The 16,874-nt window shown below is 60.3% G+C and carries 10 protein-coding genes; 1 reads left to right on the forward strand and 9 read right to left on the reverse strand.

The genetic code is table 11. The features are described from left to right. Window positions 1-21: 21 nt before the first annotated feature. The 6 genes from Q4Q11_RS02385 to Q4Q11_RS02410 all read right to left on the reverse strand — a co-directional run bounded on the left by Q4Q11_RS02385 (window position 22) and on the right by Q4Q11_RS02410 (window position 10,383). Window positions 22-2,442, reverse strand: a complete 2,421-nt coding sequence (locus Q4Q11_RS02385) for a tetratricopeptide repeat protein (protein ID WP_498568502.1) — start codon at window positions 2,440-2,442, stop codon at window positions 22-24. After that, entirely contained in the window at window positions 2,439-3,488 is a 1,050-nt protein-coding gene (locus Q4Q11_RS02390) for a glycosyl hydrolase family 8 (RefSeq protein ID WP_113215846.1), read from the reverse strand. The genes Q4Q11_RS02385 and Q4Q11_RS02390 overlap by 4 nt, the downstream gene beginning before the upstream one ends. After that, entirely contained in the window at window positions 3,485-5,989 is a 2,505-nt protein-coding gene (locus Q4Q11_RS02395; protein WP_498568476.1) for a cellulose biosynthesis cyclic di-GMP-binding regulatory protein BcsB, read from the reverse strand. Before Q4Q11_RS02395 ends, Q4Q11_RS02390 begins: the two co-directional genes overlap by 4 nt. Continuing rightward, window positions 5,989-8,178: a UDP-forming cellulose synthase catalytic subunit gene (gene bcsA / locus Q4Q11_RS02400; protein WP_498568477.1), complete on the reverse strand. Its 2,190-nt coding sequence runs from the start codon at window positions 8,176-8,178 to the stop codon at window positions 5,989-5,991. Before bcsA ends, Q4Q11_RS02395 begins: the two co-directional genes overlap by 1 nt. A gap of 57 nt (window positions 8,179-8,235) precedes the next feature. After that, on the reverse strand, window positions 8,236-9,225 hold the full coding sequence (gene bcsN, locus Q4Q11_RS02405) for a cellulose biosynthesis protein BcsN (RefSeq protein WP_112511887.1): 990 nt from the start codon (window positions 9,223-9,225) through the stop codon (window positions 8,236-8,238). A 255-nt stretch (window positions 9,226-9,480) separates the two neighbouring features. Further along, entirely contained in the window at window positions 9,481-10,383 is a 903-nt protein-coding gene (locus tag Q4Q11_RS02410) for an alpha/beta hydrolase (protein WP_112511889.1), read from the reverse strand. 292 nt (window positions 10,384-10,675) lie between these two features. On the opposite strand from Q4Q11_RS02410, the gene Q4Q11_RS02415 reads away from it, so the two are divergent. Continuing rightward, window positions 10,676-12,865: a TonB-dependent siderophore receptor gene (locus Q4Q11_RS02415; protein WP_498568478.1), complete on the forward strand. Its 2,190-nt coding sequence runs from the start codon at window positions 10,676-10,678 to the stop codon at window positions 12,863-12,865. Window positions 12,866-13,168: 303 nt separating this feature from the next. On the opposite strand, the gene fhuB is transcribed toward Q4Q11_RS02415, so the two are convergent. Genes fhuB through Q4Q11_RS02430 form a run of 3 tightly spaced genes read right to left on the reverse strand, consistent with a single transcriptional unit; the run spans window position 13,169 to window position 16,867 of the window. Continuing rightward, window positions 13,169-15,163: a Fe(3+)-hydroxamate ABC transporter permease FhuB gene (gene fhuB / locus Q4Q11_RS02420; RefSeq protein ID WP_498568479.1), complete on the reverse strand. Its 1,995-nt coding sequence runs from the start codon at window positions 15,161-15,163 to the stop codon at window positions 13,169-13,171. Continuing rightward, window positions 15,160-16,065 (reverse strand): iron-siderophore ABC transporter substrate-binding protein, encoded by a 906-nt coding sequence (locus Q4Q11_RS02425; protein ID WP_112511893.1) that lies wholly within the window; start codon window positions 16,063-16,065, stop codon window positions 15,160-15,162. The genes fhuB and Q4Q11_RS02425 overlap by 4 nt, the downstream gene beginning before the upstream one ends. Continuing rightward, entirely contained in the window at window positions 16,055-16,867 is an 813-nt protein-coding gene (locus tag Q4Q11_RS02430) for an ATP-binding cassette domain-containing protein (RefSeq protein ID WP_498568480.1), read from the reverse strand. The genes Q4Q11_RS02425 and Q4Q11_RS02430 overlap by 11 nt, the downstream gene beginning before the upstream one ends. Window positions 16,868-16,874 lie beyond the last annotated feature (7 nt).

The raw sequence follows: 16,874 nt of genomic DNA on the forward strand, positions 1-16,874 counted from the left end.
CCAGTCGATTTCCCATCAATCTCAATAGGCACCCGGCTGCGGATGGGTCGCAAGCATCAGGTCCCGCAGGCCGCGGCTGCCGTCGCGGTTGCCGGTGGCGGCGACTGCGGTGAAGATGCGCTCGGCGTCGTCGTACATTTTGAGATTGAGATAGCAATATCCGCGCAGCACCATGAGGTCGATGCGCTCCTCCTGCAGCTGGGCGCGCTGATCAAGATAAAGCAGGGCTTCATGGTAGCGTTTGGCGGAAAATGCCGAGAGCGCGCGATCGGAGAGAATGGCAACCTGCAGTTCTGCGGCACGTTGATGGCTCATCGGCGCCTTGGTTGCAGCAACGGCTGCATTGTTGGCAAGGCCGGCTCGCAGGTAGGCGAGGCTCTGCCCGTAGGCTGCCTCTTCCCGTGACTTGGGATTGCTGTCGTTCAATGCAATGCCGAAGGCTTCCACTGCTTCCATCGGGCGATTGAGGTTCATCAGGCACCAGCCGCGAGCCAGCGCGTTTGCAGGCGTCAGTAACTCTGAATTGGCCGTAGTGGTGCATCCCGCCCGTTGACGGGAGGCGCGGCTGGCTGCTCGGAGCCGGGTTTCGGGTGCCACATATTCGGCTGAAGGCACACGACGAACGGGCGCAGCCGGCTGTGCTTGGACTTGCGTGTTGACATAGGGCTGCGTTGCTGGAGGTTCAGGTGCCGCTTGGGAAGCGGCCGGCGGAGCGTTCGGGATCGCGCCTTGCGGCGTTACCTGCTGCCCAGTCTGTGGCAAGGCTTGCGGTACGACCTGGAGTATGGGCTGTGCTGTCTGACTGGGCGATGGCAGTGGCGCGGAAGCGGGGGGGCGGGATGCCGGCTCGTTGAGAACCGCAATGCGTTGCGAGCGACCCGCCCAAAGGCGTTGTACTTCGGCGACGCCCTGCCGGTCGTTCAATTGATTGCGCGTGATGGCAAGGCCATAGGCGGAAGGCTCATCATCAGGCTTCCAGCGCAACGCCGTCTCGAACCAGCGAGCCGCCGCTTGCGGCTGGTTCATCGAGCGGGCATACCAGCCGAATTGCTGCGCCGTCGGAACATATTTCTCCTTCACGGTCTCTGCGGCAACGCGCTGCAGGACATCTTCGCTTAGATTAGCGGGCGGTTGCAGCGCCATCAGATTGGCTGTCGCCGCAAGATAGGTCGCCATGGCATCCTTGGATTCGTTGCGCCACTTGTACATGGCGTCCTCGGCTTCCTGCGGCTTATGGTCCGCGATCAGCACCAAGGCGAGGCCCTGCGAGATCGTCGCGGAGTCTTCCTTCTCATGCGCAGCCTTGAACCATTGTTCGGCATCGCTGTAGTTACTGCGGCGCAGATAGTACCAGCCGAGGAGCGCATCGTCTGAGGCAAGGTCCTGGCTGCGGGCGACGCGCTCGACCTGGGAAAGATAATCCTGCGAGACCGTAAGCTTCGGATCCTCGTTGCCCTGCGCCACGAAACGGCGGGCGAGATCGATCCTGATGCTGTCGAACTCGCGGCCACCATTGCCGTCGGGCTTTTCGAGCGCCAACAGGTCCTGCATCGGCTGGTAGGGCAAAAGGACCGCAGCCTTCTGGATGGTCGCGAGCCTCTCCTGCGGATTGGTGCAGGATTTCAGGATGTATTTGTAGGCGTCCTGGCCGCGCGCCGCACGATCAGTGCGGACGAAAGCTTCGGCGACGCGCCAGAGGACATCGATGTCGCTGCATGTCAGCAGGCTTGGGGTCCGGGCGCCGATGTCAATGACGGTTTGATATTGCTTGAGGTCGGAAGCATTGACCAGGCGCGTGCGCGCTTCTGCGACGTCCAGACGTTCGAGCAGATCGGCAGGCGGTTGCCAGCCAGCTTCCGCCGACTGGCGATCTGCGATCGCTTTACGCACCTCGCCGTAGCGTCCCTCCGAATAGAGTCGCCACATGGCTTCGAGCTGCTTGTCGCTGTTTTGCGGTATGGCCAGCGGGTCGGCGGGCGGCGTCCAATTCGGATAGAGCGCCTGAAGCCGGGAGATTTCGGCCTGAAGGCGCGCCTTGTCGCCGCGGCTGGCGAAATAGCGCAACGCGCTTTCGTCGACTTTGGGCGGATTGTTTGCGGGTTGGGCCTGGCCCGGCTGCTGCGCCGATGGCTGCTGCGTCGGCTGAGGGGTGGCCTGTGCCACGGAATCCGATGCGACCGCGCCCGTTTGCGGTGCGCTTGACGCATCGGAAAGAACTGCGGAGGGCGCAGCTGCCTGTATATGATCAGAGAGCGTTCGAACGTCGATGAGCTGGCCGGAGCTGCCGCCCTGCGAGGTGTCCGCGGCAAGCATAATCTGCGGATCGATGCGTCCGGACTTTGCCAGCTTGATCTTGTCTTCCGGCGTGTCGTGGTCCTTCGTCGCGAGCGTGAAGCCCGCCACGGCGACGGCCATGAAAGCCATGATCAGGGTGGACTTTATAAACACTCGGGGTGTTTCTCCGTGACGAAAGCAAGGCTCAAGAGTTGCAAGGTGGCCGGATAATACAGCGACGGCGCAAACTGACGGACCGAAGTCGGCAGCTTCGTTCCGTCCACCACACACGCCACAACATGGTTAACAATTTTATAACCGGGGTCAGAAAGCAGGTCTTTCGGCCTGCCCGTCGTGAGGTCGATCGTCGCCGGCTCATCCCCTTCAACAGTCATGCCTTGCTGCAGACGCGTGAGCAAGGCTTTGTCGCCGACGCCCGCGCGGGCGAGGTAGAGCGGGATTCTGACGGCATTATAGCCGAATTCCGCTTCGAAACCGTCTGCCGGTGCCGGCTTGGATCGCAGGCTGACCCAATCCGCAGGAAGCTTGCGAGGGCCGAACTGCATCGATTGCAGCAGGGCAAGACCATCGTCGCTCAGTTTCTGCCAGCGATCGGAAGGCGCCAACAGCGCCATGACGGGAATAGCCTCAAAGATCCAATAGGACGGATTGATGATCGGGCCGTCCTTTTGTCCAGGCGGCTGATAGCCGTCCACGCCGGGAATGAGCAGTGTGCGGCCTCCGGCATTAATGATGAGGTGCGAAAGGATGGCCTTGGCCATGGTCGCGGCGGCCTGCAGATAATCCGTCTTGTTCCAGGCGGATCCCGCAAGTGCCAAGGCGTAGGCGATCAACAGATCTCCATCCGACGCGTCGTTGGTGTCGGTTACGTGCGGCGTGGCGGCCGGATCCCATTTCCAGACGGCAAGACCATCGTCGCGCAGCAAAAGTTCGGTGCGGGTGAAATACCAGATCTGCTCGAAGTCGGCCGGATTATTGGAAAGATAGGCAAGCAGCAGGCCGTAGCCTTGCCCTTCGCTGTGGCTGATGCCGCTATTGCCGTTGTCGATGATGCGGCCGGTCGCGTCGAGGAATTTCGCCTTATAGGCAGCCCAAGCCTGCGGGTCGATTGCGGCGCGCTGAGCAGCCGCCGGCTGGGCCATCGCAAGGATGGCGGCGCTAAAGACCGCAAGAATGGAGCGCCAGGGTTTCATTCGCGCCTGCCAATCCTGGAAAGAACGCTTGCCGTGCTGACGCCGAGCAGGAAAGAGCCGGCCACGAACAGGAGTGCATATGACAGGATATTGCTGGAGAGCCAGTTCGCAGCAATCAGCCGGTAATTGGTCAGCGACCAGGGCTCCGACATGACAAAGTCGAAACGGCTGACCGCTACGGTGTTGATCTTTCCGGTCTTGCCGGAATAAACGGTGATCCGCCCGCCGATCTGCGGCCAGGTATTCTGGTTGGTCATCGCATCGACGCCGGCACGCAGGTCACCAGCACTTGGCGCCGTCACGACGGTCCAGGTTGCGTCATTGGTTGGATTGGCCTCCTGTGCAATCAGCAAGGTATTTGCATTCGAGGGTGTGAACACCTGTTCCGAGCCGGGCACGAAGCGCAGCGAGCTCAAGGTGATATCGAAATTGCGGTGCATCCATTGCTGGAAGCTTTCGAACTGCCCCTGCAGCAATCCGCCGCTGATGCGAGAGTTCCAATCGGCGATTGTGACGGAAGCTTCCGGCGTAGCGTTTTGGCCCGGAGCGGGCGGGCGCCAGGCCACCTGGCTGGAGGCGGCGATGTTCATTTGGGTCAGGATCGTCGAGGGGAGTTGCGAAATCGAGCCGATGAACAAGGCGTTGCGCGTGCCGACCGTGTTTGGGGAGGCCGTCGGTTCAACGGCTATGGGGCGCCCGGCGACAAGCGCCATCTGCCCCAGAAGGGTCGCGGTTGCAGACAGGGTATCGGCATCCGCCCGGTCGATGAACAGCGCGGTCGGTTCGCTGTCGCGATTGTATGGATAGCCGGTGCCGGAGAATGCTGCCAGGTTAGGTCTTTGCGCGACACGAGCGAAATCCGGAATGCTGAACTGGCTCGTATCGAACAAGGCAAATCGCGGTGTCGTATTGGATGTGGCTGCAGGGGTGCACGCCGTATCTTCGTCTGCCATCAACATGGCTTCAAGCGTCACCGTGTTCAGCCCCGGCTTGAAATGGCGCATGGTGATTCGGATCGGCAATTGCCGGAAGATGCCACCTCCGGTCGCGGTGATCGGCTTCGTCGTGGCGATGCTGCCGTTGACATAGACGTCGATGTGGCTGCCTGGCCGCACATCCTTGGCATAGGCCGCGTCGAGCAGAATGGTGGCTTCGCCATAGGCATTTGCGTAGAAATCGGATGGGATCGCGACATTGAAACTGGTGTGGAAGCGACGCCCGGAAAATTCCGTCGTCTTGACGCCAAGTTGCTGGAATGAAAGGCTGGCTTTGGAATAGATCAACGGCGCATCTGGTGCCGTCCAACGCTGCGTCACCAAAAGATCGCGGCGGGTTCCGGGATCTCGATCGGTCGGCGAAACCACCATGTCGATGGCGGAAGAAATCGCTTGCCAGGATGGGCCGCTGATGAGGAGGAGCTGCTGGCCGCTATGCGGGTCGGTTGCAAATGTCGCGAGCGCACCGCTTTCCGCCGATGTCGGGACGGCGAAAACGGATTGCAGTTCCGCCGGCGTGCCGACGACAACGGTCATCTTGCCCGGACCGGCGGGCGGCAATGTGTCTGCGGCAAACGAAAACGTCTCGTTCGGCATTCCACTCAGCAAGGCCAATCCCTGCGCAAGACGCATCAGCGGTTTGGTGGTGCCGGGTTGTGCCAGTGCCGGCGCCACCAGAGTGAACTGCGTCTTGCCGGCCTCGTCGACGCCGATCGCGCGGATGGCATCCGTAGTCGATAGCTTTTCCGCTTCGCTGCCGGCAAAGCTCAGATAGGTTTTTGCCGGATCGATATCCGACCACAATTCATAGGTCGATGGAATATCGCAGTCGGTGCGATGGCGTTGCGTCACCTCGAAGGTCAGCAGATTGGCGCCCGGTTGCAGCAGCCCGCGCGGGATGTCGAAACTGACATTGGATTCGTTATCGGACGAACCGATCGGCTGCTGGTGCACTGCCCGGTCGTTAAGAAGAACGGTCAGCTGCGATGCCTCGGGAGCGACGACGACGGCGTTTTGATAGGCAAAATTGAACTTGGCGGGCGCTCCTGCCTGCTCGGGCGTCAGATAGATCGACCAGGACTTGCGATCGGTTTCGCCCTCCAGCCGCAATGTCTTGAAGGGAACGACATAGCGGCGGAACGCCGTCGGAGCGGCCGCCGCCTGCTTCTCCTTCGGCAGCGTCTGCGGGGCAGCTTGCGCGGGAACGGCAGGCGTTGCGGCTTGAGGCGTGATCGTTTGCGGCGTGACTGCCGGAGGCGCCTTCACCGAAGGCGGCTTTGTCTGTGGCGCGGGAGCCTGCGGCACGATGGCTTGGGGAGCGACAAACGAAGGCCCCATCGTCTTAGGCGGTTCGACCTGCTGCGGCGTGGCCTGCGGGACGATGGTCGGCGGCACCGCAGGCGGTTCGCCTTTCGGTCGTTCGCCGGTCATGTCGAAGGGGGCCGTCTGCGCGTGGGTAACGGTCGCGGCGAGGAGAAAGATTAAGGCAGGAAGAATGCGGTTCATCAGCTTTTCGCCTTCGCGTCCTGCCGTTGCTGCGCGCGATCCGAACCGACGCCTCTGAAAAGATAGACCAGGCCGCGGCTGGTCTGGTAGAGCGACAGGCTCAGGAACCAGATCGTTCCGCGAATGATGCCGGGATTGCGGCGCCGCGCCTGCTGAAATTTCGTCCACTGGTCCGAGTTGGCAAAGACGAGGTCGGCAATCAGGCGATGGTCGCCGGCGTCCTTGGGCAGATATTGGCATCCGATGGCGGTGATGTCTCCCTTCGGTTCGATATTGCGGACGACGACCGACAGCGTCACCATCTCGGCGCCGCTATAAGGCTGGAAGCGGATGGTGCCTTCGGTACCGATCTTTATCGGGCCGAGATCCTTGTTGAAAACACTCAGCCGGGCACCGTGGACGGAAACATCGTCGATAGAGGCAGAATTCCATCGGTCATCGACCTTGAATTCGCTGCGACGATCGACGCGTACGCGCCGCGACGACGCGCGCTCGCCACGCTCCGAAACCACGCCGAGTGCGCAGCCGGAAAGAATGAGATTGATGATGTTCCAGCCGCCGACCACGAGGGTCACGTCGGCCTTATAGGGCTCGGCATAGACGCGATATATGGTGACCGCCAGCGCAACGATCTGAACGGCGAAGATCACAAAAAAGGGGCGGCTGATTTCCGAAAGCCGGCTGACGGCGATCGACTCGTCCTTGGCCGTAACCTTGAAGGTCGGCTTGCGTGGATTGAGCATGACCGAGACGACGGCCGGCAGCAGATGCACCGTCTGGACATATTCATAGAGCTCGGAAATCCATGGCCAGCGGAACGATCCGTAAAGATAGTTCTGCATCATCAGGTTCGCGAGCATATAGGAAAGCGTATAGGCGAGGAACTCGCTGCCCGACGCCGTGAAGATCTCAAGATCGAAGAAGAGATAAAAGAGCGGCGCAAACAGGAAAATGACGCGCGGGAATGGGAACAGCCAGAAGAGTGTCGAGGACATGTAGCACAGACGCTGCGGCAGCGTCAGGCCGCGCTTCAAGAGCGGGAAGCGGAAGCGCAGGATCTGCATCATGCCCTGTGCCCAGCGGCTGCGCTGGCCGATGAAGCTGGCAAACGTTGCCGGCTGCAGCCCGGCGATCAGCGGCTTGTCCACATAGATGCTGTTCCATCCGGCGCCGTGAAGCGCAAGTGCCGTTTCGCAGTCTTCCGTGATGCTGATACCGCTGAAGCCGTTTTGCGATTCCAGCGCCTTGCGGCTAAGCACGGCGGCAGAACCGCAAAAGAAGGCCGCATTCCATTTGTCGAGGCCGCGCTGAATGATGCCGTAGAACATTTCGTTCTCGCTCGGCATGTTGTCGAAGGTGCGCAGGTTGCGCTCCAGCGGGTCCGGATTGATGAAGAAGTGCGGGGTCTGGACGAGAAAGAGCTTCGGGTCGTCCTCGAAATAGCCGACGGTTTCGCGCAGGAAATCACGCGCGGGCGCATGATCGGCATCGAAGACGGCAATCAGTTCGCCGGTGGAATGCGTGAGCCCGTTGTTGAGGTTGCCGGCCTTGGCGTGCTCGTTGCGCTCGCGCGTCAGATATTCGACGTCGAGATCGGTGCAGAGCTGCTTGAGTTCGTTGTGGCGCGCGATTGCGGCCTGCGATTCCAGAACCTTCGTCGAGTTGCGCTTTTGCGCGGTGCCGCCATCGTCAAGCAACCAGACCCTCAGCTTGTCGGCCGGGTAATCCATCGCCTTCGCGGAAGCCAGCGTGTTGGCAAGCAGATTGGTGTCTTCATTATAGGACGGTACGAAGACGTCCACGGTCGGGAAATTCTGCGTCTTCGCCGCGCGTGCGATGCGCGGGGGCAGGGGAGTGGCGACGATGAAGAGGCTGAGCATCAGCATCGCAACATTGTACATTTCGGCGAGATAGAGCAGCAGGCCCGGAATGAAGTTTTCAAGCTGGTTGACGGGCGGCAGCGTATAGGAGGTGCGCCAGTAGACATAGCGCAGCACGATGGCGGTACCGAAAGCCAGCGCAACCAGCCGCCATGTACCCTGACGCTTGAGGATCTTGATGATCGCCATCAAGGTGACGACCACGGTGCTGGCGATCAATTGCGTTTGAAGGTTGACCGGCAAGGTGATCAGGACGATCCCGCAAAGTGCTATCACGGCCCATATCAAGATGCTGCGTGCTGTTTGCATCGATGTCCCTTCAAAGGTATTGCCAGACGCCATCCTGGCGCCTCGAGATCGTTCCGCTTAGCGGCACACGGCGGATATGACAGCTTCTGCGTTACAGTCCGGTAAAGGCACGACGATATTGCTGGCGGTATTTGTCGGTGACGGTTGCACGATCATCGACGTCGGGCCGGTCGCGCCGCCCGTCGGCAACGGATCGGCCGGCCCGTCGGGCAACGGCACCTTGGGACCGATCATGGGCGGCAGGACGGGCGCTGCTTGCGGCTGCGATGGTGCCCCGACGGGTCGGCGTATGATAGCGGCAGGGCGCATCACCGTGGGGCGATTCTGATAGCCGATGCTGATCGGCGCCGTGCGATACGAGGTGGCGTCGGGATAGACCATTTCACCCGGCTTGCCCAGGACTGATTCCGCGCCGCGTGGCGCGCCGAAGGGGTTCAATGCGGCGCCGGTAAAATGTCCGGCAATCGTGTAGCCATAGACGGTACTTAGCAGCTGGCGCTCGGTGGCATGAGCATCGCAGAGCCTGATGCGCACCTGCACCGTGCCGAAATTGCGCTGCTCCTGCGGCGGAGCAAAACCTGCCTTCACCTGCTGCCAGGCATAAAGGCAGGTATCGCCGCTCCTGCTTTGGCCTGAGGCATAGCCGAAGGGACCGTAGCCGTTCTGTACGAAGCTTGCCGAGCGGGCAAGCCGCACGCCCGGTATTTCCGCCGCCATCTCACGAGCCACTTTATTCTCGCTGATCGTGTCGAAAGGCCTGCTGCCCAGCCCCGGATTGGAACCTGTTGTGCCGAGGAACTGCACTTTGAGGAAGTTTTGACCCGGTACCGAGGAGGAGGTGAAAAGCGAGATCGTCTGCTCCACATCCTTGGCCTGTCTGCGCTCAACCACATTGACGATCGACGGCCCTCCGGGCGGCGGAAACGCCAGCGCCTTGTCGCTGGAAACTGTTTCCACACCGATCGACTGCCGGACCTCGCCGGTTGTCGTGCAACCCGCGCCCAAACAGGCCAAGGTCATCAGCGCTATTGCTTTTGAAAAATGCATCTTAGGAATCGCGGCAATCGTGTGGGGTCACATTCATCGCAAATTGCGCGACGGCGTTTGGAATCAAGTCGGTGTATTTAATATAGCGAATAAAGGCGATTATGGTTAATCACTGGTTAATTTCGGCTTGTTTGCGTGCCGGAAAGACCATGAAATCTTGGGCGAAGACTGTCGCTCGCGCCGGCTGCGCGAAAAGCGAAGCCATGCTTGATAATCCGCGAGAGATTTTTGCGGTAAGTATTTGAAGCTTAATCTTTATCTCATCTTGCGGAACGCAACTTGAACAGCTCTGTTCAAGGCGACCGGAAGCACCGACATATGGTTCTCTCCGGCATATTCCTCGAACGTTACCGTTTCTGTGGACAAGGTCCACTTCGACCATCTCTGCGCCATTTCGCAGGCAAGTTCCACGGTGCGCGTTTCCTTGGCGCGCTCCAGCCGTTTTTGCTCTTCAGCCGTGCCCTTATGAAAAGGAGCGAGCGCCTCGCCTTCGTACTGGCCGGCGGAAAGATGCAGTTCAATGTCGATGGGCTGGTGGCATCCGTTCAGGAATTCGTTTTCCATTGCAAGAAGAGCCGCGTCCTCCCAATAAATCGCCGGACTTGCCGAAATCCAGCGATTGAAGGCTTTCGGCTTCGTCAGCAGCGCGTAAAGGACGAAAAGGCCGCCGAACGAATGTCCAAAGAGCGCCTGGCGCGATCGATCGATCGGAACTTGGGTCTCGATCCAGGGTTTCAGCTCGTTTTCGATCAGCGACAGGAAGCGTTCGCCGCCGCCAGTCCTGACATCAGGCGTGTCGGGAAAAAACGGCGGATAGACCCGTCCGGGCGGCGGGCTCAGATCCCATGAACGGCGAAGCGGATCATAAGGTTCGTCCGTGGGGTAACCGATGGCGACGACGATGCCCTCGCTGACATTGGTTCCGTTGGGATAGCTCGCCTGAACCTTGAGCGCATCGACTGCGGTTGCAAAACAGGCGTTTCCGTCCGTTAGATACAGGATCGGCCATCCCTCCAGGGGAACTGGTTTGTCGGGGCGATAGAGAAAGATCCTGTGCGGCAGATCGGCATTTTCAAATTTCACGTCGGTACATGTGCATCCGGCAAGAGTGACCGGCGCTGTGGCGGCGGCCGCGTTCTGTATCGGGGATTGGGGCATGTCCTCTCCAACGGGCTGAAATTGCCAGCGCTCGAACGAGCTGCATTTTGAAAGATGATAAATATACTCATATTATGGTGGACAAGATCTGGCAAGCAGCCCCAATCGTCGAAGGATGTTATTTTGGGTTGCATTTTGCAGTTCCGCGCCCCTCTGGCGGACCGTTCTGCAACATATGCCCGGAATTCAACAAAAAAGATGACTATTGCACTCATGTATTCTTGACGGAGGCTTTGGCTGCGGACTAATTTGCGCCATCTTTTTTTAGAGGCGGGCAGGTGCAAAAGGAAATATGAAGCACAAATTATGTAATAATATCAACGGTATCGAGCGAAATAGATTCCATCTTGCAGGCGGCGCCACGACACTTGCCACACTATTTGCCCTGAGCGGAAACGCTCTCGCACAGGATGCTGCCGGCAATGCCAATAGCGGCGATGCCACGCAGCTCGCGCCGATCGTCGTCAGCGGCCAGTCGAGCGGCGTCAACGATAATACAACGGTGGCGGCAAAGGAAAGCAGCGCTGCCACCAAAATCAATATACCTCTGGTCGAAACACCACGTTCCGTTTCGGTGGTGACCCGAAAGGAATTGGAGGAACGCGGCGCGCAGGATATTACCGAAGCCGTGCGCTATTCCGCCGGCGTCCAGACAGGCTCCTACGGCTTCGATCCGCGCTTCGATCAGATCTATATTCGCGGCAATGATGTCACGACCGACGGCGATTACCGCGACGGGTTGCGGCAACCCTACATGAACTACGCAATGTTTCGAACCGATCCCTATGCGCTCGATCGCGTCGAGATCGTCAAGGGACCGGTATCCGTGCTCTATGGCGCCGGCTCGCCGGGCGGCATCGTCAACAAGATATCGAAGCTGCCGACGGACGAGACGATCAGGGAGGTCGGGGTCCTCTATGGAACGTCCGATCGTGCGCAGACGATGTTCGATTTTGGCGGCCCGGTCAGTCAGGATGACGATACCATGCTGTATCGGATCGTCGGCCTAGCGCGAAAGGGCGACACCAATTTCGACATCGCCGACGACCGCAATCTCATCCAGCCGTCCTTTGCCTGGAAGCCTGACGCCGCGACGAAATTTACGATTTATGGATCGGCGCAATCAACGGAGACGGATGCCAATGTCGGCGCGATGATCGGCCCCGACGGCAATATTCTCAATTTGCGAGCCAGCGATCCGGACTACGACTATCAGAGGACCAAGCAGCAGCAGGTCGGCTATCAGTTCGAGCACGAGTTCGACGGCGGTTTCACCTTCCGCCAGAACCTTCGCTTCTCCCACCTCGATCTGAAGTCGCGCTATCTCAGCACCTACAGCTGGGCCGGAGACGTCGCCAAGCGTGGCGCGACCGCGATCGGCGACAGAATGAATGTCTTCCAGGTGGACAACCAGCTCGAATCCAAATTCGATACCGGTCCGGCAGCCCATACCATGCTGTTCGGCCTGGATTACACCCGTATGAAGGATTCCTTCGCATATGGAATGGATGCGACGACCAGCCCCGCCTATGACTTCGATATCGACAACCCGACCTATGGGGTATCCGGTCCGACGCCCGCCTATAATTTCAGCCGGGTAAACGCCAGCCTGCAGCAGTTCGGCGCCTATGCCCTGGATCAGATCGAGCTCGACAAGTGGCGCTTCACGCTCGGTGGACGCCAGACCTGGGTCAAGCAGTCGACCGGCACCACGCTTGTCTCCTCCGATACGACCACCAAAAACAGCCTCAACAAGAATGCGTTTTCCTACCAGGCTGGTGCGCTCTATCTCTTCGACAATGGCATTGCACCCTTCACAAGCTATTCGACCTCCTTCAATCCGGTCACGCAACGGTCTGCATCCGGCAGTATCCTCGACCCCACCAAGGGCGAGCAGTATGAACTTGGCCTGAAATACCAGCCGCCAGGCACCGACATTCTGCTCTCGGCCGTTGCCTATCATCTGGTCGAGAAGAACAAGCCGGTTCTGGTCGATCCGCTGACGGGCATCTATGCCTCGCTCGGCGAAGTGACCAATAAGGGGATCGAGCTGGAGGCGAGGGCGAACATCGCCGACGGCTGGGATGTGGTTGCGGCCTATGCCTATAACCATTCCGAAATCACGCGTGGCGACAATGCCGGCAATGCGCCGGCCGTGACGCCCCAAAACATCGCCAGCCTTTGGTCGAACTATACGTTCCAGAATGATTCTGCCGCAAAGGGTCTGACCGTCGGTGCCGGCATCCGCTATACGGGCGAGACCTATACCAGCACGGCAAACACAGCCAAGAATGATGCGAGCGTCTATCTGGATGCGGCGGTCTCTTACGACTTCGGCGCGGTCGATCAAAAATATAAAGGCCTGACCGCATCCGTCGATGTCCGCAACATCGCCAACCGCCGTCTGACGGTTTGCAACGAAGGCTATTGCTACCTTGGGCAGGGCCGCAACATCACGGCATCGTTGAAATATCGCTGGTAAGTGTCTTACGGGCGCTGCGTTTTGCGCGGCGCCCATCTTTATTCCTGAGGGTCGCCAGTAAAGAGGCGAGTTCTTCTCCTCCGCGTCTCCCGCCTAATTTTCGTTAGGTCAAGCCCGATCGCTCTTTCTGCAATTCGACTTTCGTAAGCGCCGTCCGGAAGCATGGGCACACATCCATCAGATACTTGTTTTGTTCGCATTGCCTCGTTGCGCGAGCCAGTCTCGGCCTCAACGCACGGTGCGTTTTCATCCGTTTGACTTGCCGCCTCGTCAGGGCGCTTCGGAAACGGCGGCTCACCACCATTATTGTGCCGTTCTGCGCCGCTTCATCAGCAATATCAGCAGCAGCGGAGCGCCGACGAGGGCGGAAACCAGGCCGGCGGGCATCTGGTAGGGAAAGGCGATCATCCGGCCGAACCAGTCCGCGAGCACCATGAGGCTGCCGCCGGCGAGCGCTGCACCGGCAAGCTGCGGAGCGGCACGCCGCAGGCCAAGTTCGCGCGCCAGATGCGGCCCCATGAGGCCGATGAAACTCAAGGGGCCGACGACGAGGGTGGCGGCTGCGGTCATGGCCGCGGCAAGGACAAAGAGACAGGCGCGGGCGAAATCGACGCGAATGCCGATTGCCTGGGTCGCCTGAGCCCCAAGCGGCAGCAGGTCGAGCCAACGGCGGGCGAGAAAGGCAAGCGCAAGGCCCGATATGGCCGCCATCGTCGCGGAAATTGCCTTTGATATCTCAATAAGATAAGTCGATCCGCTCATCCATTGCATTAATATCATCGCGCGCGGATCGCCGCCGGCGGCAAATACGCTGATGAAGGCATCGAGCATGGCTCCGAGCGCGATACCCGTCAAAAGCACCCGCTCCGGCGCAAAACCGGACCGGATGCCGAACAGGAAAATGGCAATGAGGACCGCGAATGCGCCGAGACCGCCGAAGCCCAGTTGGGCCGCCATGCCAGGAGCAGGCAGAAGAAAGAGAGCGGCGGTGACGCCAAGCGTGGCGCCCGCCGAAATCCCCAGCACCTCGGGGCTCGCCATCTCGTTGCCGCTGAGCCGCTGCAGGATCGTGCCGACGACGCCCAGCATCGCGCCGGCAGCGAAAGCTCCCGTAATGCGCGGCAGGCGATAGGGCAGCACGTCGGGCCAATGGAGATAGGCAAGCAGCGTCCAGGAGCCGTCCGGTGCGCGCCCGAAGAAGATCGCGCCGATCAGCAGCAGGAGGAGCGCCGGGATCGATGCGAGCAAGATGACGCGCGGTTCGCGCGACGTGCGGTTCGCATTCTGAGAGGGAGACGGCGCGCTGCGCTGCGCCGTCTTCAAACGCGGCAGCATCAGGAGCAGCAATGGCGCGCCGAGCAGTGCAGTAATGGCACCCGTTGGAAGGAAGGTCGAAGAGGCACCGGACAGCAGCACCAGAGCTTCATCGGTCAGAAGCAGCAATCCCGCGCCGATCAGAGGCGACCAGATGAGCTGGCCCTTCATCTGTCGGGCGCCGGCAAGCTGGGCAATGCGCGGGGCAATGAGGCCTATGAAGCCAATAACGCCGACAGCGCTGGTGACGATTGCAGCAAGCGCGATCGCGATGCAGACGGCAACTATGCGGGTGCGCTTTACAGATAGGCCAAGCCCGCTTGCGCCGCTGTCGCCAAGTTCCATGAGCGCCATCGGCCGCACCATCAGCAGGGCCGCGACTGAAAGAATGGCAATTTTCGGCAGGAGAGACAGCGGAATGGTCCAGCTTTGCTGTGCCAGCGATCCCGCCCCCCAGACGAAGAGGCCGGAGAGATAGCGATCGTTCATCAAGACGAGAATGGCGGCAAGCGCGCCGCTCCAGACGCCGACGATCAAGCCGGCAAGTACCAACGCCAAAGGCGAAAAGCCGCGCCTTGCGCCGATCAGGAAGACGACCGCGGCGGCAGCGGCGCTACCGAACATCGCAACGGCATCGCGGCTGAGACCCTGAAGAGCGGGAAAGGCGAGCATGACGGCAACGAGCGCGAGATTGGCGCCTGCGGAAATGCCGAGCGTCGAAGGCGAGGCCAGCGGGTTGCGCAGCACCTGTTGCAACAGGCTTCCCGACAGAGAAAGGGCAGCACCCGCCAGCAATGCGGTGGCGATCCTCGGCAACGTCGAATAGATGAGCAGCAGGCGCCGCGGATCGTAACCTGATTGCTGCGCGAACAGCCGCGAAAAGTCCGGGGACAGTTGATGCCAGGCAAGGAGACCAGCGAGCACGAACAACGTCAGCACCACGGCGGGAGCGCCGAGGATATTCTTGGCTTTGAGGCGGGTCATGCCAGTTTTTCCAGATGATCGATCAGGATGCGCGCGAAACGCTCCGCTTCCTGCACCATGCCGAACATCAACGTGCCCGGCAGCACGGAAACGCGTCCGTCCCTAACGAAGGGAAGGCTGGTCCACAAAGGGCTATCTTGAAGATTGTCGAGCACGTTGGGCGGAAGCAGGGGTTCGAATGCGATCAGACGCAGGTTTTGATCGAGCGTTGCCAGTTGCTCCAGCCCGATCGTTTCGAAACCCCAGTAGCCGCCGGGTCCGGTCCAGGCATTCTTGAGGCCGATCCTGGTCATGACATTCTGGTAGAGGCCGGCGCCGCAGTAGATGCGGGCATGGCGGGTATCGACGAAATTGATCAGGGCAAGTGGCGGCGCATCGAGCCTCTTCACACGGTTTGCACAGTCGTTGAAGAATTGCTCGGAACGGGCAAGGAAATCCTCGGCCTGCGGCCTGCGGCCGATGGCGTCCGCCAGAAGCCGCGTGGCCGCGATGGAGCGCTGCAACGCCCCGCCGCCTTCGGCATAGATCGTCAATTCCATGACCGGTGCAATCGCCCCCAGTCGCGGTCTCAATGGAGCAAGATAGGGGGTCGTCAGGATCAGGGCGGGTTTGATGCTTGCCAGGACCTCAAGATTGATTTCGCCGGTGGTGCCGAGATCGACAACGCCACCAGGCATTTTCGGTTCGACGACCCAGGTATCCCAATCGGCAAGAGAGGCGATGGCAGCCGGCGTGACGCCGAGCGCCAGTAGCGTCGATGCCAAGCCGTAATCGAGAGAGACGATCGGACCGGATATCGGGTCGGCCGCCGCTTCCATCGTTGGAACGGCAAAAAGCGCCGTGGCGGCGAGAAGCGTGCGGCGCGACAGCCTGAGGTTTTCGAAAAGGCGCTCAGATGACATAGGCAAGCGGCGTTCCATGCACGGGATGAGCGGTGACGCCCATATTCGTGCCATAGATCATATTGAGCGTCTCGGCCTTCATGAGGCTCGACGATGGGCCCGCGGCGATCAGATGGCCTTGTTTCAGCGCATGCAGATGGTCGCAGAAGTGTGCTGCGACGTTGATATTGTGCAGGACGAGAATGACGCTCAAAGCCTTCGTCCGGCAAAGGTCGCGCACGAGGCCGAGGATTTCCATCTGGTGGGCGATGTCGAGCGCCGAGGTCGGCTCGTCGAGCAGCAGGCATCGGCTGTCCTGTGCGACCAGCATGGCGATCCAGACGCGCTGGCGTTCGCCGCCGGAAAGCGTATCCACCATCCTCCGCGCCAGGGTATCGACATGCGTCAGCTTCATCGCGGTCTCCACCTTTTCCCGGTCGAGATCGGTGAAGCGCCCGAGCGCGCCATGCCAAGGGTAGCGCCCGCAGGCGACGAGCTCTTCGACGGTCATGCCGGCGGCCGACGAGGTGTCCTGCGGCAGATAGGCGACGGCGCGTGCAAAGGCGCGCATATCGTAGGAGCCAGCGGTAGCACCATCGAACAGAATGCGTCCGCCCGTTGGCTGGAGCTGTCGTGCCAGCAATTTGATCAGCGTGGATTTGCCGGAACCGTTATGGCCGATCAGACCGGAAATCTCGCCTGCTTTGAAGCCGATATCGAGCGGATGAAGAATGGTCTTGCCGGCGACCTCGAAACGCAGGCCTTCGGTCGCAAAAACCGTTGTATGACGTTGCACCTCTGAAATGGTCCTTTCGTCTTTCATTATTGTT

The organism is Rhizobium sp. UFLA01-1127, assembly GCF_059803845.1.

Coding starts and splice junctions, on each gene's coding strand:
- bcsN (WP_112511887.1), bottom strand. CDS start 9,225: ATGCATTTTTCAAAAGCAATAGCGCTGATGACCTTGGCCTGTTTGGGC.
- Q4Q11_RS02430 (WP_498568480.1), bottom strand. CDS start 16,867: ATGAAAGACGAAAGGACCATTTCAGAGGTGCAACGTCATACAACGGTT.
- Q4Q11_RS02410 (WP_112511889.1), bottom strand. CDS start 10,383: ATGCCCCAATCCCCGATACAGAACGCGGCCGCCGCCACAGCGCCGGTC.
- Q4Q11_RS02395 (WP_498568476.1), bottom strand. CDS start 5,989: ATGAACCGCATTCTTCCTGCCTTAATCTTTCTCCTCGCCGCGACCGTT.
- Q4Q11_RS02415 (WP_498568478.1), top strand. CDS start 10,676: ATGAAGCACAAATTATGTAATAATATCAACGGTATCGAGCGAAATAGA.
- fhuB (WP_498568479.1), bottom strand. CDS start 15,163: ATGACCCGCCTCAAAGCCAAGAATATCCTCGGCGCTCCCGCCGTGGTG.
- Q4Q11_RS02425 (WP_112511893.1), bottom strand. CDS start 16,065: ATGTCATCTGAGCGCCTTTTCGAAAACCTCAGGCTGTCGCGCCGCACG.
- Q4Q11_RS02390 (WP_113215846.1), bottom strand. CDS start 3,488: ATGAAACCCTGGCGCTCCATTCTTGCGGTCTTTAGCGCCGCCATCCTT.
- bcsA (WP_498568477.1), bottom strand. CDS start 8,178: ATGCAAACAGCACGCAGCATCTTGATATGGGCCGTGATAGCACTTTGC.